General features: G+C 37.5%; 24 protein-coding genes and 1 pseudogene. 23 read left to right on the top strand and 2 right to left on the bottom strand.

Annotated elements, in window-relative coordinates:
• Positions 1–97: 97 nt before the first annotated feature.
• The 20 genes and pseudogenes from dapB to MKZ17_RS13585 all read left to right on the top strand — a co-directional run bounded on the left by dapB (position 98) and on the right by MKZ17_RS13585 (position 19,400).
• Positions 98–895 carry a 4-hydroxy-tetrahydrodipicolinate reductase gene (gene dapB / locus MKZ17_RS13680; RefSeq protein ID WP_340724284.1) on the top strand — a complete coding sequence of 266 codons (798 nt, stop codon included), beginning with the start codon at positions 98–100 and terminating at the stop codon, positions 893–895.
• 18 nt (positions 896–913) lie between these two features.
• Positions 914–1,318: a methylglyoxal synthase gene (gene mgsA, locus MKZ17_RS13675; RefSeq protein WP_340725560.1), complete on the top strand. Its 405-nt coding sequence runs from the start codon at positions 914–916 to the stop codon at positions 1,316–1,318.
• A 62-nt stretch (positions 1,319–1,380) separates the two neighbouring features.
• A complete protein-coding gene (gene bshA / locus MKZ17_RS13670; RefSeq protein WP_340724283.1) occupies positions 1,381–2,553 on the top strand; it encodes an N-acetyl-alpha-D-glucosaminyl L-malate synthase BshA in 1,173 nt (390 codons plus the stop codon).
• Positions 2,453–3,682 (top strand): CCA tRNA nucleotidyltransferase, encoded by a 1,230-nt coding sequence (locus MKZ17_RS13665; protein WP_340724282.1) that lies wholly within the window; start codon positions 2,453–2,455, stop codon positions 3,680–3,682. The genes bshA and MKZ17_RS13665 overlap by 101 nt, the downstream gene beginning before the upstream one ends.
• Positions 3,660–4,643, top strand: a complete 984-nt coding sequence (locus tag MKZ17_RS13660; RefSeq protein WP_340724281.1) for a biotin--[acetyl-CoA-carboxylase] ligase — start codon at positions 3,660–3,662, stop codon at positions 4,641–4,643. The genes MKZ17_RS13665 and MKZ17_RS13660 overlap by 23 nt, the downstream gene beginning before the upstream one ends.
• 276 nt (positions 4,644–4,919) lie before the next feature.
• Positions 4,920–5,756: a 3-methyl-2-oxobutanoate hydroxymethyltransferase gene (gene panB / locus MKZ17_RS13655; protein WP_340724280.1), complete on the top strand. Its 837-nt coding sequence runs from the start codon at positions 4,920–4,922 to the stop codon at positions 5,754–5,756.
• Positions 5,756–6,619 carry a pantoate--beta-alanine ligase gene (gene panC, locus MKZ17_RS13650; protein WP_340724279.1) on the top strand — a complete coding sequence of 288 codons (864 nt, stop codon included), beginning with the start codon at positions 5,756–5,758 and terminating at the stop codon, positions 6,617–6,619. The genes panB and panC overlap by 1 nt, the downstream gene beginning before the upstream one ends.
• Positions 6,612–6,995 carry an aspartate 1-decarboxylase gene (gene panD, locus MKZ17_RS13645; protein WP_340724278.1) on the top strand — a complete coding sequence of 128 codons (384 nt, stop codon included), beginning with the start codon at positions 6,612–6,614 and terminating at the stop codon, positions 6,993–6,995. The genes panC and panD overlap by 8 nt, the downstream gene beginning before the upstream one ends.
• Positions 6,996–7,352: 357 nt before the next feature.
• A pseudogene (locus MKZ17_RS13640) lies at positions 7,353–7,631 on the top strand (3D domain-containing protein); the annotation flags it as partial.
• Positions 7,632–7,774: 143 nt separating this feature from the next.
• Positions 7,775–8,140 (top strand): DUF423 domain-containing protein, encoded by a 366-nt coding sequence (locus MKZ17_RS13635; protein WP_340724277.1) that lies wholly within the window; start codon positions 7,775–7,777, stop codon positions 8,138–8,140.
• A 72-nt stretch (positions 8,141–8,212) separates the two neighbouring features.
• Positions 8,213–9,547, top strand: coding sequence for a dihydrolipoyl dehydrogenase (gene lpdA / locus MKZ17_RS13630; protein WP_340724276.1), 1,335 nt, complete (start codon positions 8,213–8,215; stop codon positions 9,545–9,547).
• A gap of 123 nt (positions 9,548–9,670) precedes the next feature.
• Entirely contained in the window at positions 9,671–10,009 is a 339-nt protein-coding gene (locus MKZ17_RS13625; protein WP_340724275.1) for a transketolase, read from the top strand.
• A 190-nt stretch (positions 10,010–10,199) separates the two neighbouring features.
• Positions 10,200–11,345, top strand: coding sequence for a cation:proton antiporter (locus MKZ17_RS13620; protein ID WP_340724274.1), 1,146 nt, complete (start codon positions 10,200–10,202; stop codon positions 11,343–11,345).
• A gap of 335 nt (positions 11,346–11,680) precedes the next feature.
• Positions 11,681–14,461, top strand: a complete 2,781-nt coding sequence (gene dinG, locus MKZ17_RS13615; RefSeq protein WP_340724273.1) for an ATP-dependent DNA helicase DinG — start codon at positions 11,681–11,683, stop codon at positions 14,459–14,461.
• A 103-nt stretch (positions 14,462–14,564) separates the two neighbouring features.
• Positions 14,565–15,047 (top strand): cell wall elongation regulator TseB-like domain-containing protein, encoded by a 483-nt coding sequence (locus MKZ17_RS13610; RefSeq protein WP_340724272.1) that lies wholly within the window; start codon positions 14,565–14,567, stop codon positions 15,045–15,047.
• A 13-nt stretch (positions 15,048–15,060) separates the two neighbouring features.
• Positions 15,061–16,254, top strand: a complete 1,194-nt coding sequence (locus tag MKZ17_RS13605) for a pyridoxal phosphate-dependent aminotransferase (RefSeq protein ID WP_340724271.1) — start codon at positions 15,061–15,063, stop codon at positions 16,252–16,254.
• A gap of 31 nt (positions 16,255–16,285) precedes the next feature.
• Positions 16,286–17,581 carry an asparagine--tRNA ligase gene (asnS, locus tag MKZ17_RS13600; protein WP_340724270.1) on the top strand — a complete coding sequence of 432 codons (1,296 nt, stop codon included), beginning with the start codon at positions 16,286–16,288 and terminating at the stop codon, positions 17,579–17,581.
• A gap of 75 nt (positions 17,582–17,656) precedes the next feature.
• Positions 17,657–18,385: a DnaD domain-containing protein gene (locus MKZ17_RS13595; RefSeq protein WP_340724269.1), complete on the top strand. Its 729-nt coding sequence runs from the start codon at positions 17,657–17,659 to the stop codon at positions 18,383–18,385.
• Between the two features lie 11 nt (positions 18,386–18,396).
• Positions 18,397–19,056 (top strand): endonuclease III, encoded by a 660-nt coding sequence (nth, locus tag MKZ17_RS13590; protein WP_340724268.1) that lies wholly within the window; start codon positions 18,397–18,399, stop codon positions 19,054–19,056.
• Positions 19,053–19,400, top strand: a complete 348-nt coding sequence (locus MKZ17_RS13585) for a YpoC family protein (RefSeq protein ID WP_340724267.1) — start codon at positions 19,053–19,055, stop codon at positions 19,398–19,400. The genes nth and MKZ17_RS13585 overlap by 4 nt, the downstream gene beginning before the upstream one ends.
• 74 nt (positions 19,401–19,474) lie before the next feature.
• On the opposite strand, the gene MKZ17_RS13580 is transcribed toward MKZ17_RS13585, so the two are convergent.
• Together MKZ17_RS13580 and recU are read right to left on the bottom strand one after the other, a co-directional pair.
• Positions 19,475–22,150 carry a PBP1A family penicillin-binding protein gene (locus MKZ17_RS13580; RefSeq protein WP_340724266.1) on the bottom strand — a complete coding sequence of 892 codons (2,676 nt, stop codon included), beginning with the start codon at positions 22,148–22,150 and terminating at the stop codon, positions 19,475–19,477.
• 1 nt (position 22,151) lies between these two features.
• The gene (gene recU / locus MKZ17_RS13575; RefSeq protein WP_340724265.1) at positions 22,152–22,799 is read right to left on the bottom strand and encodes a Holliday junction resolvase RecU; all 648 of its coding nucleotides are present in this window, start codon (positions 22,797–22,799) and stop codon (positions 22,152–22,154) included.
• A 185-nt stretch (positions 22,800–22,984) separates the two neighbouring features.
• Between recU and MKZ17_RS13570 the strand changes: the two genes are divergently transcribed.
• Genes MKZ17_RS13570 through MKZ17_RS13560 form a run of 3 tightly spaced genes read left to right on the top strand, consistent with a single transcriptional unit; the run spans position 22,985 to position 25,866 of the window.
• Positions 22,985–23,182 (top strand): molecular chaperone, encoded by a 198-nt coding sequence (locus MKZ17_RS13570; protein WP_340724264.1) that lies wholly within the window; start codon positions 22,985–22,987, stop codon positions 23,180–23,182.
• A gap of 49 nt (positions 23,183–23,231) precedes the next feature.
• Entirely contained in the window at positions 23,232–23,600 is a 369-nt protein-coding gene (locus MKZ17_RS13565) for a YppE family protein (RefSeq protein ID WP_340724263.1), read from the top strand.
• A complete protein-coding gene (locus MKZ17_RS13560) occupies positions 23,590–25,866 on the top strand; it encodes a DEAD/DEAH box helicase (RefSeq protein WP_340724262.1) in 2,277 nt (758 codons plus the stop codon). The genes MKZ17_RS13565 and MKZ17_RS13560 overlap by 11 nt, the downstream gene beginning before the upstream one ends.

The following is a 25,866-nucleotide window of genomic DNA, read 5'->3' as shown; positions in this document are numbered from 1 at the left end:
ATTGAATTGTCATATGTTTAGTATCTTACTATTAGTGCTTTTATACATATTGTAGAGTTAAAAATTTTAAAATTTAATGCAAAAGGGAGTTTTAACAATGTCAATTAAAGTAGCAATTGCTGGTGCTCGAGGAAAAATGGGCCTAGAAGCTGTACATACTGTTATGAATAATGAGGGAATGGAGTTAGTTGCTGCCTTGGATTATAAAGTACTCGGCACTACTTTAGCTGAGCTTGAAACATTTCCAAATCATTATAAAGTTCCGATTTATACTGATTTCGAACAACTGGTTGCGGAGACAATGCCAGATGTACTTGTTGATTTAACAAATCCACATTTTGTTTATGAACATACAAAGCAAGCTTTGCAATTAAATGTACGCCCTGTAGTTGGGACAACTGGATTTACAGATGAGCAATTACAGGAGTTAAAAGGTCTTTCTCAGCAAAAGAATTTAGGTTGCATTATTGCACCAAACTTTGCAATTGGTGCAATTTTAATGATGAAATTTGCGAAAGAAGCAGCAAAATATTTTCCAGATGTAGAAATTATCGAAATGCACCATGATCAAAAGTTGGATGCACCGTCAGGAACGGGTATAAAGACTGCACAAATGATTAGTGAAATACGAAAAGAGAAAACTCAAGGTCATCCAAATGAAAAAGAAACGCATGAGGGAGCACGTGGAGCCGATTATGAGGGGATGCGTATTCATTCAGTTCGATTACCAGGTTTAGTTGCGCATCAGCAAGTATTGTTTGGTGGTACAGGGGAATTATTGACGATTCGCCATGACTCGTTAAATCGAGGCAGCTTTATGGGAGGCGTCGCATTTTGTATTGAAGAAGTCATGAAAATAGACAACCTAATTTATGGATTAGAGAACATCATTTAAGGAATGGAATGAATGAATATGAAAATAGCATTAATCGCACACGATCGTAAAAAAGATAATTTAATTCAATTTGCGATTGCATATCGTGATATTTTAGGGGAACATGATCTATTTGCAACAGGTACAACAGGAACGATGATTGAAGCTGAAACAGGTTTGTCTATTACCAAATTTCGTTCTGGCCCACTTGGAGGAGATCAACAAATTGGGGCGAAAATCGCCGATAATGATTTAGATATGGTATTTTTCTTCCGCGATCCATTAACAGCACAGCCGCATGAGCCAGATGTAATGGCACTTGTGCGTTTGTGTGATTTGTATCATATTCCATTAGCAACGAATATGGGAACTGCGGAAATTTTATTAAAAGGTTTACAAGAAGGCTTTGTCGATTGGCGAACGCTTTCGGAGCGTAGACAATAAATCTATGTGCCAAATGATTTGACGTTTCACTTTATTGAACTTTAGAAAGGATGGAGAGACGAATGAAAAAATTAAAAATTGGTATTACATGCTATCCGACAGTAGGAGGTTCTGGCGTCATTGCAACAGAGCTTGGAAAAATGTTAGCAGAACGAGGACATGAAATTCACTTCATTACATCGAGTGTACCTTTTCGACTTAATAAAATTTACCCAAACGTCTTTTTCCATGAAGTTGAAGTGAATAATTACTCTGTTTTTCAGTATCCTCCCTATGATATTGCTTTAGCGAGTAAGATGGCAGATGTTGTGAAAGATGAGCAGTTGGATGTTTTACATGTACATTATGCAATTCCTCATGCGGTTTGTGCTGTTTTAGCCAGAGATATGAGTGGAAGAGACTTTGGCATCGTAACGACACTTCATGGAACAGATATTTCAGTATTAGGTGAAGACTCCACGTTAGCACAAGCAATCAAGTATGGAATTGATCGGTCAGACGCCGTTACTGCGGTATCTAATTCTTTGAGACAGCAAACTTATGATTTAATTGATACGAATGTGCCAATTGATACGATTTATAATTTTGTAGATGAAAATGTATTCAAAGTAGTAGATCCAGGTAATCTAAAGCAACAATTTGGTATAGAAGAACATGAAAAAGTACTAATTCATATTTCAAACTTCCGTAAAATAAAAAATTTACCTGATGTTATTGCATCATTTATGCGCATTCGAGAAAGAATGCCAGCAAAATTACTTTTAGTCGGAGATGGGCCTGAAAAGCATCGTATTATGAATATGGTGAAAGTTTCTCCGTATAAAGATGATGTTTTATTTTTAGGGAAGCAAGAAAATATTACGGAACTGTTTGCTATTAGTGATTTAAAGTTACTACTTTCTGAGAAGGAATCATTCGGACTAGTTTTATTGGAAGCAATGGCATGTGGTGTACCTGGTATTGGAACATCCATTGGAGGTATTCCTGAAGTAATTGAGCACGGAGTAAATGGTTATTTAGTAGAATTAGGTGATACTGAGTCTGTTGCCAAATATGCAGTAGAGTTGTTACAAGATGAGGAAAAATTAGCATCATTCCGTCAAGCAGCTTTAAATGCGGTAAGAGAACAATTCCATGAAACCAAAATCATCGAACAATACGAAAGAATTTATGAAAGAGTGGCGGAAAAGAAAAATGATTCCAAAACAGTGGCAGGCAGCAACCGAGGTTATTAACATTATTGAACAAGCCGGTTTTGAAGCATTTATAGTTGGTGGAGCTGTCCGCGATTATTATTTGAAAAAAGAAAATAATGACGTAGATATTGCTACGAGCGCTTTGCCAAATGAAATTCAAGAGATTTTTAATCATACAATTGATGTTGGGATTGAACATGGAACAGTAATTGTTTTAGATTGCGGTGAACCAATTGAAGTTACCACGTTTCGAACGGAATCCACCTATAGTGATCATCGAAGACCAGATGCGGTTCATTTTGTCCGGAGTTTAACAGAGGATTTAAAACGTCGGGATTTTACGATGAATGCGATGGCTTTAAATAAAGATGGGGATTTTATCGATTATTATAGCGGTCGTAAAGATATTGATAACAGGATTATTCGCGCAGTAGGTAATCCAGACGAACGTTTCCGAGAGGACGCACTTCGGATGATTCGCGCAATTCGTTTTGCAGCGCAACTTGGCTTTTCCATTGAACCTGTGACATTCCAAGCAGTGCTCCAACAATCTTCATCAATTTCGTTTATTGCGATGGAGCGAATTCAAGTGGAATTTTCGAAAATTTGGATATCTAATAATGCACGAATTGCAATCGATTATATTCAGCAAACAGGGTTAGAACGATTTTTACCAGGCAAGTTTGCAATTTCCGATTGGCAATATTTTAATGGAGGCAATCGACAAGTTGGATGGGCATATTTTTGCTTCGTCAATGATCGGGAGATATCACTACTCACACAATATAAGTGTTCGAATAAAGATAAGCTATTTGCAAAATTAGTTTTTGATGCCTATGACCGTCTACTAGATGGATGGCAATCGATGGACTATTTTACTTTTGATTTAGACATTTTAAAGACTGCGCTACATTTTGCACAGTGGCAAAGCAAACAATTGACAATCACATTCGATGATATTGCGATAAAAAAGAATGAACTTCCTATTCAAACACGTCAGCAATTAGCTATTACCGGCAATGATGTTATTGTCTGGTTAGACAAAAAGGGAGGTCCATGGATTAAACCAGTATTAGATGCAGCATTAGACGCTGTTGTAACTGGACAAGTGGCAAATGATAAACAACAATTAAAGGAATGGTTTCATGCATTTAACGATGAAGGATGAAATTTTACAACAATTTTTGAACGCAAAAGGTGAACCACTTTCTGGTCAACAATTAGCTGACAATTTTAACGTTTCAAGAACGGCTATTTGGAAACATATCCAAGTGTTGCAAGAGGAAGGCTATCAATTTGAAACGATAAAAAAACGTGGCTATGTTTTAGTAGCTACACCAGATAAGGTAGATATTGCACAGTTAAAGCAAGTACTTCATACAAAGCGCTATGGTCAGCAAGTACATTATTACGATACCGTAGAATCGACACAAATAATCGCCCATGAGCTTGTTCGTTCGGGCGTTCCCGATGGTACAATTGTCATTGCAGAGCATCAAACTGCGGGTCGAGGTCGTATGATGCGTGAATGGGATTCCTCTAAAGGAAAAGGGATTTGGCTAACAATTATTATTCGACCTAACATTGCACCACATCAGGCACCACAATTTACATTAGTGACAGCAGTTGCAGTTGTTAAAGCAATGAAGGCAATGTTCAAAAACTTCACACCCGTAATTAAATGGCCAAACGATATTTTAATTAATGGTAAAAAAACGACGGGTATTTTGACAGAAATGATTTCTGAATCAGACCGTGTTCAAGCTTTGTTAGTTGGTATAGGGATTAATGTAAATCAATCAATAGAAGATTTTCCGGAAGAACTACAAGGAATCGCGACGTCAGTTAGTATTGAAGAACAGCAATTTGTAGATCGTGTACAACTTGTAGCAAGATTACTAGAATCCTTGGAACATTATAGTGACCATTACGTGCAGCATGGCTTCCCGCTTATTAAAGAGCTTTGGGAAGAGTCTTCTGGAACGATAGGCAAGCAAGTTCGAGCAACTACCTTAAGGGAAGTTATTGAAGGTGAAGCAATAAGCATTACTGAAAATGGTGTTCTTGAAATTCGTCAAGCGAATGGAGATATTAAAGGGGTCTATTCAGCAGATATTGAAGTATTTTGAAAATAAAAAACCTAAATGATTCAACTTGAGCCTTCATGTAAAAAAATGAAATACTGTACGTTTTCTTTCAAACTTGTTATAGTGTTTTTAGGACAGTATCGAATCGAACTGTACCTAAAAATTTTCAAAAAAACATTACACAATCTGCCTTGATCTATACAGACAGGGACGGAAGAAAACACGCGTTTAAACTTTTTTTACGTATGACGCTACCCTTCTGTCTATTTTTAGATGGAAGGGTATTTTTGTTTTCTTCCTTTAATAAGGAGGACGAACATGAAAACTACAACTCAGTTTGTAAAAATGAAGGAAAATGGCGAGAAAATTGTCATGATTACAGCCTATGACTATCCAGCGGCTAAATTTTCAGAAGCTGCAGGGGTCGATATGATTTTAGTTGGCGATTCATTAGGTATGGTTGTATTAGGGTATGAATCAACAATGCCAGTAACGGTTGAAGATATGATTCACCATAGCAAAGCTGTTCGACGAGGGGCACAAGATACATTTATTGTAGTTGATATGCCATTCGGGTCGTATCATGGTGATTTAAATGAAACATTAAAAACCGCTGTAAAAATGATGCAAGAAACAAATGCGAACGCATTAAAGGTTGAAGGTGCAGGCGAGGTAATTCAAGTAATTGAAAAGTTAACGAATGCAGGTATTCCTGTAGTTGCACATTTAGGCTTACTTCCACAATCAGCTGGAGTAATTGGCGGATATAAAGTACAAGGGAAAACGGCTGAGCAGGCTGAAAAGCTAATTCAAGATGCATTATTAGTTGAGCAAGCGGGAGCATGTGCAGTTGTATTAGAATGCATCCCTCATCAATTAACAGAGGCAGTATCAAAACGATTAACGATACCTACGATTGGAATTGGTGCGGGACAAGAAGCCGATGGCCAGGTTCTAGTATTCCACGATTTACTAAAATGTGGTAATCATCACATACCAAAGTTTGTGGAAAACTTTGCACAAGTTGGTGAAGAAATTGAACGTGGAATTCAGGGCTATACAAAAGCAGTAAAGGGAAACACATTCCCAACACTTGCACATAGCTTTACGATGAATGAAGAGGAATTAACGCAGCTTTATGGAGGCGTCAAATAATGAAAGTCATTGAGACAATTGTACAATTACGGGAAATTATTAGCCAATTAAAACAGTCTGCAAAAACAATTGGCTTAGTGCCAACTATGGGATTTTTGCATGAAGGGCATTTAACGTTGGCGACTAATGCTCGAAAAGAAAATGACATTGTTGTCATGAGTATTTTTGTAAACCCAACTCAATTTGGACCGAATGAAGATTTTGAATCTTATCCACGAGATTTAGTACGGGATACAAAAATGGCTGAATCTGTTGGGGTAGATTTTATTTTTGCACCATCAGTTGAAGAAATGTACCCACATAACGGCGGAATAAAAATTCAAGCAGGTCGTCAAGCATCCTTATTATGTGGCTCAAGTCGCCCAGGTCACTTTGATGGTGTGTTACAGGTGGTGGCTAAGTTATTTAACTTAGTGCAACCTGACCGTGCTTATTTTGGTCAAAAGGATGCGCAGCAAGTAGCTATTATTGAAACAATGGTGCGGGATTATAACTTCCCTGTTACGATACGTACGGTTCCTGTCGTTCGCGAGCAGGACGGACTTGCAAAATCAAGTCGTAATGTCTATTTGTCACAAGATGAACGTGCACAGGCACCTGTCATTCAACAGGCGCTACAATTAGCTAAGCTTGAAATATTACAAACAGGGAAACCAGAAAAAGCCGTCGCATTAGCAACAAACGTGATTCATGCAAATTCAAATGGGAAAATCGATTACTTAACAATCCTTTCATACCCAGATTTAAATGAGGTAACTGAAGAAACGAAGCAAGTTGTGTTTGCTGCGGCAGTATATATAGGAAAAACTCGATTGATTGATAATTTAATTTTTTCATTAAAAGGGGAAGTAGCTCATGTTTAGAATGATGATGAACAGTAAAATCCACCGTGCACAAGTTACACAGGCAGACTTAAATTATGTCGGATCGATTACAATTGATGAAGATCTTTTAGATGCCGTTGGAATGTTGCCAAACGAAAAGGTACACATCGTTAACAATAATAACGGTGCTCGCTTTGAAACTTATATAATTGCAGGTGAGCGCGGATCAGGTGTTATATGTGTGAATGGTGCAGCTGCCCGTCTAGTTCAAAAAGGCGATATTGTTATTATTATTTCGTACGTTTACGTTGAGAATCATGAAGTTGCGAATCATAAACCTACAGTAGCTATCATGGGTGAAGGGAATTCGATTAAAGAAATGATTCATTACGAACCAGAAGCAACGGTTATGTAAATCACGATTATTTGCCCCAAAATTCTTGAAGATTTTTCAGGGCATTTTATTTAGAATGTATAAACACTTTAGTATGCAAAATTTAATTATTACAAATCATATTAATTTATATAAATTTTGTAATTGTTAAAAAATATTACTGTAATCTGTTTGAAATATTTCGTGTGTAAACTAGAAACAATGAAACACTACTAAATATTACAAATGATTCAGGAGGAAATAGCTAAAGTGTTGAAAAATAAATTACTATTAAGCCTATTTTTTGTATTAGTTAGTGCCATGTTTTTCGAAATTAATGCAAAAGCAACGAATAATGTTGATCAAGATTTAAATAATTATGAAGTATTAAAAACAGTTACTGTCGAGGCAAGTGCCTTTACTGCTGAATGTAAAGGTTGTACTGGTAAAACCGCATATGGTATAAATTTAAAACAGAATCCCGACATAAAGTTAATTGCAGTCGACCCTAAGATAATTCCACTTGGGACAAAAGTTTGGGTGGAAGGATATGGTATAGCGATTGCTGGTGATACAGGTGGATCGATTAAAGGACATAAAATTGATATTTTTGTTAAAACGAAAAAAATAGCCTATAATTGGGGAAGAAAAAAAGTAAAGATTAAGATTTTAAAATAATGTAATTATGAAACAGTAATTGATGCGAATCAATTGCTGTTTTTTTTTGTTTCCAAAATTAACCGAAAGAAATGTAATTTTTGTTAATACTTTTTTTGTATAATGAAACGGTATGAATTTAAATCGTATATGGAGGATGGAAAATGAACACAATTATTGCGATTGGCTCAATTTTAGGAATGTTATCTGTTATTATCGGCGCATTTGGTGCACATGCTTTAAAGGGGAAGTTTGCCGAAGAAAAATATGAGCTAACCTTTGAAACGGGAGTACGTTATCAAATGTATCATAGCTTAGCTATATTTTTGGTCGGTTTATTAATGGGGCAACTTGGGGAAATACAAACTTTAATAGTAGCAACTTATTTATTTATTGGCGGCATAATTTTGTTTTCAGGTAGCTTATACATGTTGTCAATATTGGGAATTCGTAAGTTTGGGGCTATTACACCCCTTGGTGGCTTATTGTTTATAGCAGGCTGGGTGTGTGTATTGATCGCCGTTTTATAATTTTTTTAAAAAATTATTTCTAAGTTGCATTACATATAGGGTGGTGATATGGTGAAAAACGAGGTGGGAAAAATGGAAAAATTTGATTTAGCGGTGATTGGTGCTGGCCCTGGTGGTTATGTTGCAGCGATACATGCTGCAAAAAGTGGATTAAAGGTGGCGTTAGTTGAAAGAGACAAAGTTGGGGGAGCTTGCTACAATGTTGGCTGTATACCTTCTAAAATCATGTTGGAACATAGCAAACTTGTTCAAGAGATTCGTCGTGGTACAGATTGGGGAGTAACCGTCCCTACAATTAACATAGATTTCCCAAAATTAATGAAGCGAAAAGATCAAGTGGTAGAAGAGCTATTAATGAATATTGAACAATTTATTTCAAGCGCCCAAATTACAATGTTTCGCGGAGAAGCTACAGTGACAGCCGAAAAAAAAGTAATCGTTGGCGACGTGGCATTTACAGCGCATCATGTTATTTTAGCAACAGGTAGTCGGCCATTCGTGCCACCATTTAAAGGTATTGAAACGGCGAATTACTATACGACAGATACTTTTTTCTCCATACAAGAGCTGCCGAAGCAGCTGACAATCATCGGTGGTGGTGTAATTGCGATTGAGATGGCGTTTGCGTTGGCACCAATGGGAACAAAAGTGACGGTATTAAATCATAGTAAAGATATATTGCAAACTGAAGAACCAGATGCTCGTCCAATTATAAAAGAAAAAATGAAGCATCTAGGAATTGAACTTGTGACGAATTTCACATTTGAAGAAATTCACCCGAACGAGATTCAAACGTCAATTGGCAATTTTCCATTTGAAAATTTATTATTTGCCACTGGGAGACGCCCAAATACAGAAATTGCGGAAGCCCTTGAAATGCAAATGGATGGGCGCTTAATTAAAGTAACAAATCATTATGAAACAAGCATACCAGGTATTTTTGCAATCGGTGATTTAGTAGGAGGATTCCAGCTTGCCCACTCAGCAAGTGCTGAAGGAGTTCATACGGTTGATTATATTTTAGGAAAGCATCCGAAGGTAATTAATCAACAAGAGATTCCACGCTGTGTTTACACACATCCTGAAATTGCAACGTTCGGTATGCTCGAGCATGAAGCACCAGCGGATTCGATTGTCACGAAAATGTATTTGCCGACAAATCCAAAAGCATTGCTAGAAGGCAACACACAAGGTTTTATGAAGTTTGTTGCAAGTCCAGAAGGCGATATTTATGGGGCGTGTGTTGTAGGAGATGGTGCAACAGAAATGATTAACTCGATGCTTGCCGCAAAAGTGCTAGGTGGCTCGGTAAAGGATTTAGCCCGCTTAATATTCCCACATCCTACAGTAAGTGAACATGTAGGTGACGCAGCTCGTTCTGTCTTTGGTAAAGCGATTCATGCTTAAAAAATATCACTATGAGGCAATGTTTGTTTCATAGTGTTTTTTTGTTCAAAAACCCAATTTCTTTCAGTTCATTAACACCTGCAGTATAATTATGAGGAAACTGTAATTGCATGAGGTGAAAGTATGGAACAGCGTACATTTGAGTTTGTTGAGAGAGAAGTTGAGCAAACATTATGGCAATGTATCGAGTTAAAAATAGAAGAAGATTATGTTGGAATGGGGCGATTGTTCGCAAAATTATTGGCATTGCTTCAACAACATCGCTTTATAAGCCCAACCTTAAAGATTATCGAAAATCCTCAACATTGTTTAAGTGAGACAGCAATATTGTTAGAGAGTTTAGAAGAAACACAAAAGCGATATTGTTCACGAGGAAAACTATTAACCCATCGTCAAATTTTAAATGTGTGGTTACGAAAAAATGAACGTTATAAGCGTGAAATATTACCTAGTTTTTTCTAATTAAAAATATCTATTGATAACGTCTTCACACTTTGAATAATACTATATTTCTCTAGTAAGTAACGAAAATAGTTGCGTTTTTAAAAGACTAGAGTTAGAATAATTATTATTCTAATACATAAGTAAGGCATGGTGGAGTCAGTCAATTCTGGCACTACTATGCCTTTTTGTATAAGGAAAGGGGAATTTTATGTTCATTTTTCAGATTGTCATTGTATTGCTCGCAACAAAGATAGCTGGACATTTTAGTGTTCGACTAGGGCAACCATCTGTACTTGGTAAGATTTTAATTGGTATTATAATTGGTCCTGCAATGCTTGGCTGGATTACTGACAATGAAATTATGCAAACATTCAGTCAAATCGGTGTAATTTTACTTATGTTTTTAGCAGGTCTAGAAACAGATTTAGAAGATCTGAATGCCAATATGAAAGGGGCTGTGCTTGTTGCCGTAGGCGGTGTCCTATTACCGATTGCAATGAGTTATCCACTAGCACTAACATTCGGGTTAACACAAGGACAGGCGATTTTCATCGGATTAACGTTAGCAGCTACTTCTGTAAGTATTTCTGTGCAAACATTAAATGAAATTGGCTGGTTAAAAAGTAAAGAAGGGTCTGTACTACTTGGAGCAGCCGTATTAGACGATATTATCGTTGTCGTGTTAATTGCAATTGCAATGAGTTTCTTAGTAGGCGAAAACGTGTCAATTCCAACGCTTATCGGAGGGAAAATATTCTTCTTTGTACTATTATTTGTCGTTATGAAATGGGTTATTCCACCATTCTTAAAAGCATTCAGTAAACTAAAGGTCACAGAAGCAGTATTAAGTGGAGCGCTTGTAGCCTGCTTTGCCCTTGCGTATATTGGGGAGCATTATTTTGGTATTGCAACAATTATTGGTGCATTCTTTATGGGGATTGCCATTGGTCGTACCGAATTTAAAGAAACAGTTGAGCATAAGGTAGAACCAATTGCGAGTGGTATTTTTGTACCGTTCTTCTTTGTGAGTATCGGTTTATCTGTAACGTTTGCTGGTATTTCAGAAAATATTTGGTTTTTAGTCATCTTCTCAATCGTTGCTATTTTATCAAAGCTAATCGGTTCAGGTCTTGGTGCCAAATTAGCAGGCTTCAACTGGAGATCTTCAATCGGCATTGGATCTGGGATGATTTCCCGAGGGGAAGTAGCGTTAATTTTAGCAGGTATGGGCTTAACGAGCGGATTATTACCAGCTGAAGATTATACCCCGATGGTCATCGTAATCATCATTACAACATTAGTGACGCCACCAATGTTAAAAGGGATTTTTGGAGACCGTCAAACACAAAAATAAGATTAAACATAATGATTTACACTTGAATTTTATGGTCAAATCAATTAATCTATTATTTAGGTGCCAAAACCTCGGTGAAGTATTAGACTTCACAACAAAAGCCTCCACCAACAGCACGGATTTGCTGGGAGACTTTTGCATTGTGCAGGGAGATGAGCCCCTGCACACCTTACATAAAATTTTAACCTAGAGTGGCTTAACTGCAGCTCTAGGTTTTTTGTTTGTTTTACTAGCAATAGGACACATACGCAAGAATCAATGTACATTTACATGACCTTTCATAATAGACTATGATAAAATGCCGTTATATTACTTGAACTGTGAGTTGAACATACATGAATGAAAGTCAGACATATGCCATCGTTGATATTGAAACAACTGGACACTCTCCAGCAAATGGGGATCGCATGATTCAAATTGCGATCGTTCTTATGCAAGATTGGCAAATAATTAAAACATACACAACATTCATCCATCCTGGAAAATCGATTCCGTTATTTATACAGGATTTAACGAATATTACGGATGATGATGTAAAGGATGCGATGCCCTTTGAAGCACATGCTGAGTATATTTTTGAACTGCTACAAGGTGCAGTCTTTGTTGCCCATAATACTGATTTTGATTTGTCCTTTTTACAGGCAGAATTTAAGCGTGCGGGATTACCAAAATGGTATGGGAAAAAAATTGATACAGTAGAGCTAGCAAAAATATTATTTCCGATGTCTTTAAGTTATAAATTAGGGGATTTAGCAAATGATTTAAATATCCCATTGGAAAGTGCGCATCGAGCGGATGATGATGCACTTGCGACAGCGTATTTACTTAAGCATTGTTGGCAACAACTCTTATCTCTTCCGTTACTCACAATAGAGCAGCTTCATAAACGTTCGTTCCGATTGAAAACGAATTTAGCACAATTATTTTTTGATGTACTCGTCGTGAAACGTGCAAAAGCACTTGATGAAAATGAACATGTCTATTTCAATAAAATCGCCATTCGTAAAATGGCACCTACACCAAAAATCAATTCAGAAATGCTTACATTTCCTTCTACTACAGAAGAAAAACTATCGCTTCTTCAAAAGGCCATTGTTGATTTTGAAGAAAGACCTAAACAGTTTCAAATGATGGATAGCATATGGCAAACTTTGAACACCAAATCAGAACATGTTATAGAAGCATCTACAGGTATTGGGAAAACACTAGGTTATTTAGTACCAGCTATTATTTATGCGAAGCAAACAGGTAAAAAGATTGGAGTTAGTTCATATACAGCACATCTTTTAGATCAGTTATTACAAAATGAAATTCCAACATTAGAGCAAGCGTTAGGGCAGCCGATAAAAATTGCTTTATTAAAAGGAATGAATCACTACATTGATTTAGAAAAATTTGAGCAATTACTAAAATCTCCAGATGATTCTTACGATGAAACATTTACAATATTGCAAACCCTTGTTTGGCTTGCGAAAACAGAAACAGGGGATTTGAACGAATTGAATGTATCTGGTGGTGGACAGTTACTCTTGGATAAAATTAGAAAAACCACATTGCCGAAAACGACGATGCCCTTATACGATTTTTACTCTCGGGCGATACAAAATAGCCGTCAAGCGGAAATCATTGTGACAAATCACGCAATGCTATTAAGTGATTTAGTACGTAATGAACAAATTTTTGATTCTATGGCTGGATGGATTATAGATGAGGCACATCAATTTATACAAGCGGCAATAAGCCATGATGAAAAATTATTTACGTATATGAATTGGAAGTATTTATTTGGGCAAATTGGAACATATGAGGATGAACAATTATTTTACCAATTACGCCGAGCTGCCCTGAAAAAGCATTTGATTAATATGCCAATGCTACAACAAATTGAGAAGCGTTTTATACAGATGGTGCAAGCTTTTGACCATGCTATTGCAACGCTCTATCAGCATGTTAAAGTAGCTGAAAAAAATGAACCGAAGCAAGGGCAAAAATTCGCGATATTTATTTCACAACTAAATTTACCAATGGATGTTTTTAGTAAAGTGTCAAATGTCGTACAGCAATGGATTGATGAAGCCCATCATATTACACAGCAATTTACATCAGGGGTAGAAGAACTAGCACCAGAACATCAATATTTAATCGATCAATGGCGTTATTGGGTACGAGAATATACGATGAAGTTAGCGGAATGGGATGAAGTTTTCCTTGAAAAAGATGAGCATTATTCATGCTGGCTAGAACTTGATCGGCGTAGTGTGCCAGGAAGTATTCAATTATTTAAAAAGCCTATTGATGTCACGCAAACAATTGCCAAGTTAATGAACCCAATCCGTGAAAAAAGTTCAATTATTTGGACATCTGGAACATTAACTGTACCCAACAATGAACGTTTTATTACGAACCAATTGGGCATTGATACATCGATTCCTATCGAAAAATTACACGCTCCAGCTAGTTACTATGACGGAGCAAAAGCAATTGTTGTCACGGATATGCCTGATATTCAAGGGGTTTCACAATCGGATTATATCGAAGAAGTTGCTCATGCAGTAACAAATACAGTCCGTATGACAAATGGGCGTTGCTTTGTCCTCTTTACTTCTCAAGAGATGCTTCGAAAAACAGTGGAGCTCATCCATGAAAGTGAGTTATTAAGCGATTATATGATTTTTGCGCAAGGTGTCACACCTGGGAGCCGAATGCGTTTATTGAAGTCATTCCAAAAATTTAATCATTCGGTATTGTTTGGAACAAATAGTTTTTGGGAGGGTGTTGATGTACCAGGAGATGGACTTGCAGCAGTTATTGTCGTTCGTTTGCCATTCTCATCACCAGAGGAACCTACGTTTAAGGCGCGTTCCCAGTTTATTCAGCAGCAAGGTCGAAATGCCTTCACTGAACTTTCTCTACCAGAAGCAATTTTACGCTTCAAACAAGGTTTTGGACGACTCATTCGTTCGAGTCATGATAAAGGAGTGTTCATCGTCCTCGATCGTCGAATTGAAACGAAATCCTATGGGCATGAATTTATCCAGTCTTTACCGCCAATTTCAGTACAAAAACTGCCACTTGATAGTATGGTACAACAGCTAGGAAATTGGTATAATGAATAACGATGAGGAAGGAAAGCAGGTTGACAAATATGAAACAAAATTTCGGCATTCGTACAGAGAATTTTGCTGTACAACAATATAATAAAATTAGCCAGGTGCAGTCATGAAAAACTGGATTATTTTTTCGGTTATTTTTATTGTCTCTTTGTCACTTGTTATTTCAGTGTTAGTTATTTGGAAAGCTGATGCGCCGTTTAACGAAATGGAACAAAAAGCAGAGGCTTTTGCACTCGAAACGAAGGCGCTTGCCGTCGTTTCGGATTCCTATGTATATAACGGAAATAAGCCGTATGTTACTGTATTCGGGGTAGACGAATACGGTAAAGAAAAAGCGATCTTCGTCCCGATGAGTTTAGAAGAGAATTCAATGCAAGAAGTATTTTTACAGGACGGAATAACAGAAGAGCAAGCATTAGATGTTTTCCGAAATGAAACGCCTGCAAAAGAAATTCTTCATACAAAGTTAGGCTTTGAGGAGCCAGGTGCGGTATGGGAAATTACTTACAAAACTGAATCTGGAAGTCTCAATTATGTCTATCTCATGTTTGAAGACGGGCAATGGTGGAAACGCATATTGAATTTGTAGAGGAGAAATGACCATGAAACAATTGTTAGCAAACCGTGTCAAAACATTAACACCATCTTCAACTTTAGCGATTACTGCAAAGGCAAAAGAGCTAAAGGAACAAGGTATTGACGTGATTGGATTAGGAGCTGGTGAACCAGACTTCAATACGCCAGAAAACATTTTAGAAGCAGCAAAAAAATCAATGGATGAAGGTTTGACAAAATACACGCCTGCTGGAGGCTTACCTGTATTAAAGAAAGCCATTATTGATAAATTGGCGCGCGACAATAACCTTACATACAAAGCAAATGAGATATTAGTTGGTGTTGGTGCTAAGCATGTTCTATACACATTGTTCCAAGTGATTTTAAATGAAGGTGATGAAGTAATCATCCCGATTCCATATTGGGTATCTTATCCAGAGCAAGTGAAGTTAGCGGGCGGAGTGCCAGTTTATGTTGAAGGTACGGCTGAGCAAGGCTATAAAATTACGGCACAACAATTAAGTGATGCGATTACAGAAAAAACTAAAGCTGTTATTATCAACTCCCCATCTAATCCTTCTGGTATGATTTATTCGAAAGAAGAATTAGCTGAACTTGCAAAAGTTGTAGAAGAGAAAGATATTTTAATCGTTTCAGATGAAATTTATGAAAAGCTTGTTTACAATGGAGTAGAGCATTATTCAATTGCACAACTTTCAGATGCAATTAAAGCGCGTACAATTGTTGTAAATGGTGTTGCTAAATCTCACTCTATGACAGGCTGGCGTATTGGTTATGCTGCTGGTGATTCGGAAATTATTAAAGCAATGACAGATTTAGCTTCTCATTCAACTTCAAATGCTACAACGACAGCACAATATGCGACTGTAGAGGCGTATAATGGTTCCCAAGAAGCGGTTGAAATGATGCGTCAAGCATTTGAATCTCGTCTAGAAGCAATATTTCCGAAAGTAGCAGCCATTCCAGGGGTGAAGGTGTTAAAGCCACAAGGTGCGTTTTATTTACTACCAGACGTGTCTGAAGCAGCAGCTAAAACTGGCTATCAGTCAGTGGATGAATTTGCAAGTGCATTATTAACGGAAGCGAATGTTGCAGTAATCCCAGGCTCAGGCTTTGGTGCTCCAGCAACAGTAAGATTATCGTATGCAACATCATTAGAATTATTAGAAGAGGCAGTAAGTCGAATTGATGCTTTTGTAAAATCAAAATGGCAAGATTAATGACTATTGCGTCTTAGTTTTGGAGGATATTATGAAGAAAATTATGATTAAAGAAATGCCTGGGCATATTGGCGAAACAGTCAAAATCGGTGCTTGGTTAGCAAACAAACGCTCAAGCGGTAAATTAGCATTCTTACAATTACGTGATGGCTCAGGCTTTGCACAAGGTGTAGTTGTGAAAGAAGAAGTTGGCGAAGAATTATTCGCAGTAGCAAAAGGTATGACACAAGAAACGTCAATGTACGTTATTGGTGAAGTAAAGGCGGACGAGCGTTCTACATTCGGTGCAGAGTTAAATGTTACGGGTATCGAAGTAATCCATGCTGCTACAGATTTCCCAATCACACCAAAAGAGCATGGTACGGAGTTCTTGATGGATAACCGTCACTTATGGTTACGTTCTCGTAAGCAACATGCGGTAATGAAAGTTCGTAATGAAATTATTCGTGCAACGTATGAATTCTTTAACGATAACGGTTTCACAAAAATGGATCCACCAATTTTAACAGGTTCAGCTCCAGAAGGTACATCTGAGCTATTTGCTACGAAGTATTTTGATGAAGATGCATACCTTTCTCAATCTGGTCAGCTATACATGGAAGCTGCAGCTATGGCATTAGGTAAAGTATTCTCATTCGGTCCAACATTCCGTGCAGAAAAATCTAAAACACGTCGTCACTTAATCGAGTTTTGGATGATTGAGCCCGAAATGGCATTCGTTGAATTTGATGAAAACTTAGAAGTACAAGAGCAATACGTTGAGCATATCGTTCAATCTGTACTTAAAAACTGCAAAATGGATTTAGAGCGTCTTGGTCGTGACACTTCTAAATTAGAAAATATTAAAGCACCATTCCCACGTATCTCTTATGATGATGCAATCAAATTCTTGCACGAACAAGGCTTTGATGACATTCAGTGGGGTGATGACTTCGGTGCACCACACGAAACGGCAATTGCTAACCACTACGACAAGCCAGTATTCATTACTTGCTACCCAGTAGGTATTAAGCCATTCTACATGCAACCTCATCCAGACCGTGATGATGTTGTATTATGTGCAGACTTAATTGCACCAGAAGGCTACGGCGAAATTATCGGTGGTTCTGAGCGTATCCATGATTATGATTTGTTAAAATCTCGCTTAGAAGAGCACAACTTATCAATGGACGCTTATGCTTGGTACTTAGAATTACGTAAACAAGGTTCTGTACCTCACTCAGGCTTCGGTCTTGGTTTAGAGCGTACTGTAGCATGGATTTCAGGAACTGAGCACATTCGTGAAACAATTCCATTCCCACGTTTATTAAACCGTTTATATCCATAATATAAAAAGCTAAAAAAAGAAAGCGTCCGGCAATTTAACCGGGCGCTTTCTATTACGACAAAGGGGGATTCACACATGAAAAAAGCATTTAATCGAATCCGCGTTTGGACTGAGCAACGAAATATTACTGTCCCACAATATTTTTTTCAGCATTATAACGAAATGAATATTCAAGACGATGAAGCATTAATTTTGCTTCATTTAATGAGTTTCCAACAAGAGGGAATCGATTTCCCAACACCAAATGATTTAATGATGCGCACTAATTTTCAAATGATTAGTATTTCACAAATTTTACAGCGACTTATGCAAAAAGGTTTTGTAGAAATTTCACAAAGTACAGATACTGCTGGGAAAATAACAGAGAAGTATTCGGTTTCACCGTTATGGGAACGATTATTAGATTTATTGGAACAAAAGCAGCAACAAGCTAATGATACGGTAACAAAGCTTGATGAAGTAACAATTTTTAAGCTATTTGAGCAAGAGTTCGGTCGTTTATTATCGCCCATTGAAATTGAAACGATTGGTATGTGGATAGATGTAGATCAGCAAACACCAGAAGTTATTAAAGCGGCGTTAAAAGAAGCCGTTCTTGCAGGGAAGGTAAACTTTCGCTATATCGATAGAATTCTGATGGAGTGGAAGAAGAAAAATATTAAAACGCCTCAGCAAATTGAAAAACATAGTAGAGAGTATCGAAAACATACAACGACACCTACTCCAACTACGTTTACCCAGCAAGAACAGCAACTTCAAAAGAAAAAAGTATCGTTTTACAACTGGCTTGAAGAACGAGAATAGGGGGGACAATCGTGTTAACAAAGGCCAAGTGGAATTATTTTTTAGATGAGATGGATCGTATGTATCCGGATGCTCATTGTGAATTAGTTCATGACAATGCATTTGAGCTAACAATTGCTACATTGTTGTCCGCTCAATGTACAGATGTATTAGTGAATAAAGTGACGAAACAATTATTTCAAAAATATAAAACACCACAAGATTATTTAAATGTCTCATTAGAAGAGCTTCAAAACGATATTCGTTCGATTGGTTTGTATCGTAATAAAGCGAAAAATATTCAGCTTTTATGTGCGCGGTTACTTAATGAATATGACGGTGAAGTACCAGCTTCTCGCGATGAACTTGTAACTTTGCCAGGTGTTGGTCGGAAAACCGCGAATGTTGTATTATCGGTTGCATTTGATATACCTGCAATGGCAGTTGATACACATGTCGAGCGAGTGACGAAGCGTTTAGGACTTTGTCGCTGGAAAGATAGTGTGTTAGAGGTAGAGGAAACAATCATGAAAAAAACACCGATTGAACGTTGGAGTCGAGCCCATCATCAAATAATTTTCTTTGGTCGCTATCATTGTAAAGCGCAAAATCCAGGATGTCATACTTGTCCGCTATTGGCTGATTGTCGTGAGGGACAGAAACGTTTGAAAAAGGGCTTGGTGAAATCATGATTGTTGTTAATAAAGAGGCCATTTCAAAAGAAGCAGTTGATCTTTGGTATGAACAGTGGGAAAGCTTGAGTGAAGAAATTCATGCGGCACATGATCGACGTGATGGTTCTGCTTTTGGTTTAATGGAAAAGGGAATTGAACAGTTTGAGCATTTTCTCGTTGGATGCTCATTGAATAATGTCTCGTTCGAGAAAGATGGACACTATGAGTTAATGCCGATTAATGGGATGGAGCGTTTTCAATTTATTAAGAAGCGTCCTGCCCAATATGCGTGCTATCGTCAATTGGACGAGCTTTATAAGGAGACAAAAAAGCGTTGTGCACGGTTACGATTAGTTAAATAACGATGTATTTCCAGTGTATTAACATAAAAAACTCAGCAAGTACAATTACTTGCTGAGTTTTTTTGTTCTTTATATTAATCGTCATTTGATTCATCTGGTGGTTGTTCTTCACCAGATCCTGGCCCGGATGGTTGTGACGGATTGGTTGGATTGGTTGGCGTTTCGCCTCCATTATTATTGCCATTGCCATTTCCGTTACCGTTATTGTTGCCATTCCCGTTGCCATTTCCATTCCCTGAATTGTTATTTCCACCGTTATTATCCGGCTTTTCAGGTGGTGATGTGTTTGGATCTTCTATTGAATCATTTGGATCCTCTGGCTCGGTCGGTTCAGGTGGTGTAATTTCACCTTCAACAAACAGTGTTACGGAAGCAGGTTCACTTCGTATATCTCCAGAAATTGCTGTTACGGTAAATTTATACGCAGTGCCAGGTAGGAGACCCGGAATTTGAACCGCTGTTGCACTAGTTGTCGTTACTACTGTTGGTGATGAACCTTCTGCAGCCATCGAAACTTCGAAAGTTACTGGTTCTGCTTCGTCATCATCCGTATCCGTTTGTGTTAACGAAGGATGTGACCAAGTTAAATCTGCAAGTTGGGCAACGTTATTGTATGTTGCTTGTAAATTAGTTGGTGGTTCTACTACTTTCTGTACATATTCTTCTGAAACTTCTGTTGGCTGAGTACCTTTTACAAATAGCTCAGTTCTACGCATATTCGAAGGTGTGTGCTCACTTGCTAATTTTAAAGGTTCTGTTCCAATCTCAATCGTTGCAGAAACGACAGAGCTTGGTTGTTTAAATGAATCAGCTGGATTGTGCTTATTTAAATCTGTCATAATTGATTTAAATAAATATTGTGGCATCCAACGCTCATCCCATGTTGTAATGGCATCCTTACGTAGAGAGTAACCCCCCCATATCGCGATCGAATAGTTTGTTGAGTAGCCTGCAAACCATGTATCAGGAACTGAATTTTTCTTTAAATTGAATTTACTAAATTCATCGGAAGAATAGTTTGTTGTTCCAGTTTTACCTGCGATATCAACGCCTGAAACCATTGCGCGTGGTGCTGATGCGTTACGTTTATTACTAACAACATCACGTAAAATATCTGTTACCATATAGGCTGTATAATCACTCATCGCAATTTTTGATTCTTTTTTATATGATTTTGATGATTTACCGTCACGGAATACAATTTTTGAAATAGTATGCGCATTATTATACGTCCCGTTATTACCTAAGGCTGCGTATGAAGCGGCCATTTGGATTGGGGAAATAGTTACGTGTCCACCACCAATTGCATCAGATTCTACTAAGTTGTCTGTTTTAATCCCAATATTTGATAAAAATTCTTTCGAGCGGTCAGCACCAACCTCTTTAAATGTCTTTACCGCAGGGATATTACGTGAAGTATATAATGCTTCACGTATTGACATAGTCCCTAAATATTTACTATCCCAGTTTGTGATTACTTGTTTTGAACCAGTATAGGTCATTGGTTTATCTTCTGTTGTTTTACCAGTAGACCATTTTAAATATTCAATCGCTGGAGCATAGTCAACTAAAGGCTTTAACGTAGAGCCCGGTGAACGGTATTTATTATCATAGGCAAAGTTGTAATTGAACTCGCCTGTATAATTACGTCCACCACCTATAGCACGTAATTCACCTGTTTTTGTATCGACTACTGCTACACCTGCTTCAATATTTTCAGTTGGGAAGTTACTGTCATCATTCATAACAGATTCTACGATTGATTGCGCTTTTGGATCAAGCGTTGTATAAACCTTAATCCCCTCAGAAATTAATTCTGCATCGCCATTTTCTTCAAGTTCAGATAAGACCACATCTAAAAAGGCAGGGTATTTTGTCGTGCTATTCGCAACACGCTGCTCTTCTGGTACTAAACCTGCTGTTATATTAACTTCTTTCGCTTCTTTTGCTTTTGCTTCTGAAATTTTGTCGTGTTGTACCATTAAAGAAAGGACGATATTACGACGCTTTTCCGCACGCTCAGGATTTTTATATGGATTAAAGTTGTTTGGACTTTGTGGCATCCCAGCTAATTGAGCGGCTTCACTCAATGTTAATTCGTCAAGTTCCTTACCATAAAATTCTTTTGCAGCTGTACCAAAGCCATGGATTCGACCAGACATTAGAACTTTATTAAAGTACATTTCAAAAATTTCTTCTTTACTATATTGACGCTCTAATTGAATTGCGAGCCAAGCTTCCTGTGCTTTACGTTCAAGTTTCTTCTCATTCGTAAAGAAGGAGTTTTTAACTACTTGTTGAGTAATTGTACTTGCTCCTTGTGCACCAAAGCCATCTCGGACGTTAGCAAGCACTGCTCCACCTAGACGCCATAAATCTACACCAAAGTGTTCAAAAAATCGTGCATCTTCAGTGGCAATAATCGCATCGATCATTTGTTGAGGGATATCCTCATATTTTACGTATTTACGTGATTCGACCCCGATTGTTGCAAATAATTCACCGTTCACATCATAAAATTCAGAAGAAATCGGATCTTTTAACAGCTCTTCATCTAATTCAGGTGCTTTACTTACATAGTAGGCAAAAAGACCAGCGCCCCCTACAAAACCTAGGACACCTAGAAATAAAATTGTTAATAAAATCCTCTTTATCCATTTACCTGCTGGTGTACCGGATTTTTTGGATTGTTTTTTTTGTTGTTGACGCTCGCGTTGAATTTCTTCACGAGTTCTTCTTCTTTCAGTCACGTTATTTCTCCTCACTTTCACAAACAATATCGTTTGCGATAAACTTTTCCACTGCCTCTAAATAATCAAGGCGTGGTAAATACCCTTCTTTAATTTCATAAGCATGGGTTTCAAAAATAGCTAATGGTATTGATTTTCTTCCACCGTCTTGCATACATACCCAAAATTCCTCAATTTTAAGATAGGGCATTAAAAAATTACGGTTTAATGTGCTAAAACGAATGATGAAAAAGGCAATCCCTCGCATGCTGACGACCGCTTTCATATGCTCCATTTGATGGGGATGAATGTTTTTTAGTGGAAAGGAAGTTTTACTATCAGTTTCCTTTGCCTCAAAATCAATGTAATAACCATTCCATACGCCATTATAATCCGTTGTAGAAGGCGTTCGAAAATATGCTTCTCGAATAACTGCTGCACTTCTTACCGGATAATCTACTTTGACGATTTGAATCGGAACAGGTTTCTTGTGAATGTTTGCCAAATTTCGTTGTAAATAAAACTGATTTGTTTCATTTAAGTCATCTTCTAAGCTTTTTCCCCGGTTACTATAGGAAACTTCCCGTTTTTTTTTGTTGTCTTTCTTTTCTTTTGTCTCAGCTTTTGGAGAGGCATTATATAACTTTCCATTTGGATACCGTAAAACCATGGAATCACCTTCCTTTAAATACAATAAAGTACGTAATAAGTTTATCATAAACTTACTTTATGATAATAATAACGTAGTAATATTTGATGAATTATAAGAACTTTTAGCGTAAAATGACTAATTTCAAAGAATGACATGGATGTTCGCTCATTTTATCGTATCATAGGCGAAAGGAGGCTTCGTCCATGTCAAAAATTTCAATGTTAGTCCAACAAATTGATGTAGCACAACAATTACTAAAGATGCAAGTACAGCTTGAGCAATCCAAGTTAATTTATGAATATTATTCTCAAGTTCTCGGAGCTTATCAAAAAGTAAGCTTAGCAGAAAAGCATTTGCAAGTAAAGAATACTTGTTCGCATATTAGTAGTACAAATGAATAGAATTTGTTAAACTAAACGCAACAATGTGAAATTACTTGAGGTGCTATTTATGCAATTATTGAACGATACGAAATTATTAATAGAAGAATGTCAAAATTCCCTTAATCGCTTCCAAGAGATGCGACGACTCGATAAAGATCCAGATTTTTTTGAGGAAGTAAAGCCCCATGCAGACAAAATTCATGCATTAATAAACGCGTGGCAACATACAGCAAATTTATGGATTCAAAAAAATAGACCTAAAAATTTGTATGCACAACAAATTGACCATGCAGCTGATGCAATGGAGCAATTTGTTGTGCAATCCTTTTATAAAGGCACGAGTAAAAAGCGTTTTGTTCAATCGATACAATCAGCTCAATATACGCTATCTATTTTAAAAAGAAAGCTTGAAGAAGGTGATTCGGATGCTGAGTAAAAAACGTTCACTTCATCAGCTATTAAACGAATGGCAATATGATGCAGAGCTTAAGCAAAATATTGTTGGCTGGCATACACTTGATGGCAAAGAGGCAGCATATGCAACGTTTCCTGAAGTCCTTCACCCTTCAATAAAAAAAGCATTGCATAAACGAGGGATAGAAAAGCTTTATACACATCAACGTGAGGCTTTTGATTTTGCCCAGCAAGGAAAGAGTTTTACAGCGATTACACCGACTGCTTCAGGGAAGTCATACTGTTATCATTTACCAGTTTTACAAAAAATATTAGAGGATTCTTCAAGTCGTGCAATTTATTTATTTCCAACGAAGGCACTTGCACAAGACCAGAAGGTCGATTTAAATGAATTAATCGAGCTAATGAACGAGGAAATTTTAAGTTATACGTATGATGGGGATACTGCACCAGGCATCCGCCAAAAAATTCGAAAGGCCGGGCATATCGTGATGACAAATCCAGATATGCTGCATTCAGGAATTTTACCGCATCATACAAAATGGGTTTCGCTATTTGAAAATTTAAAGTACATCGTAATTGATGAACTACATACGTATAAAGGCGTCTTTGGTTCACATGTGGCACATGTTATTCGCCGATTACAACGAATTTGTGCCTTTTATGGGAGTAATCCAGTCATTATTTGTACAAGTGCGACAATCAAAAACCCGAAAGAGTTAGCAGAGACGTTGACAAATACGAAACATGAGCTTATTTCGCGCTCAGGTGCACCAATCGGCAAAAAAACATTTATATTTTATAATCCGCCCATTATTCATCCAACGTTTGGGGTGCGACGTAGTGCAGTGTTAGAAGTGCGCGATTTATCAAAACGACTTTATGAGGCGGGCATTCAAACGATTATTTTTGCAAAATCTCGTGTACGTGTTGAAATGCTAGTTACCTATTTAAAGTCATTAACGTCTAAGAAAATTTTAGACGACTCCATTCAAGGCTATCGAGGCGGCTATTTACCAAGTGAACGGCGTGAAATCGAAAAAGGATTACGTGATGGTGCCATTCAAATGGTTGTCAGTACGAATGCTTTAGAATTAGGGGTTGATATAGGGCAATTGCAAGCGTGTATAATGACAGGTTACCCGGGAAATATTGCGAGTGCCTGGCAGCAAGCAGGTCGTGCTGGGAGACGTCAAGATGAAGCATTAATAATATATGTAGCGCAATCCACTGCGCTTGATCAATTCATCGTACAACACCCAAGTTATCTATTAGGTAGCTCTCCAGAAGAGGCTCGTATTAATCCAGAAAATATGCTGATATTAATGGACCATTTAAAATGTGCGGCTTTTGAATTGCCTTTTTCAATGTCAGATAGCTACGGAGAATTCGAAATTCAGGAATTGCTAGCCTATCTACAAGAAGAAGGTGTACTCGTTCAAACGAGTACACAATGGCATTGGATGAGTGATCGCTTCCCAGCTCATGATGTTTCGTTACGTTCAGCAGCACAGGAAAATGTCGTCATCATTGATATTTCAACGCCAGCGAAAACAAAGGTGCTTGGTGAAATGGATACGTATAGTGCGATGACACTTTTACATGAAGAGGCAATCTATTTACATCAAGGAATTCAATTCCAAGTAGAGAAGCTTGACTGGGAGGAAAAAAAGGCCTTCGTACGCGAAGTGGATGTAGATTATTTTACGGATGCGAACTTAGCGGTAGAATTAAAAGTATTAAGTGAGGATAAAAGTGCAACTTACAACAATGCTACTGTTAGCTTTGGGGATGTAAGTTTACTTGCTATCCCAACAATTTTCAAAAAAATTCGCTTTCACACACATGACAATATCGGTTCTGGACCAATTTCGATTCCACCGATGGAAATGCATACAAATGCAACGTGGATGAGCTTTGATTTACCTCCCAATTGGACAGAAGAGCAATTAACAGATGCACTTACTGGCGCGGCCTATGCGATGGGAAGCTTTATTCCATTGTTTATTCACTGTGATCGTTCGGATGTTTCCGTTGTGCCGCAAGTTAAGGCGGTTCATAATGAAAAACCAACGCTATTTATTTACGATAGCTATCCAGGAGGGATTGGCTTAAGTGAACGTGTGTATGATATTTTATTGTCACTTCTTGAGAAGACACGGTCACATGTACTCACTTGTCCGTGTGAAAATGGCTGTCCTTCATGTATTGGCGCGCAGGATAGTTTAGGCAATAGTAAAAAACAGGTTATGAAAATACTTGATATTTTAGTCAATGAAATGATGTGA

This window comes from Solibacillus sp. FSL R7-0682 (genome assembly GCF_038005985.1).
GTDB lineage: Bacteria > Bacillota > Bacilli > Bacillales_A > Planococcaceae > Solibacillus.
Note: the sequence above shows the minus strand (reverse complement) of the source record. Positions and strands in the feature narration are given on the sequence as shown.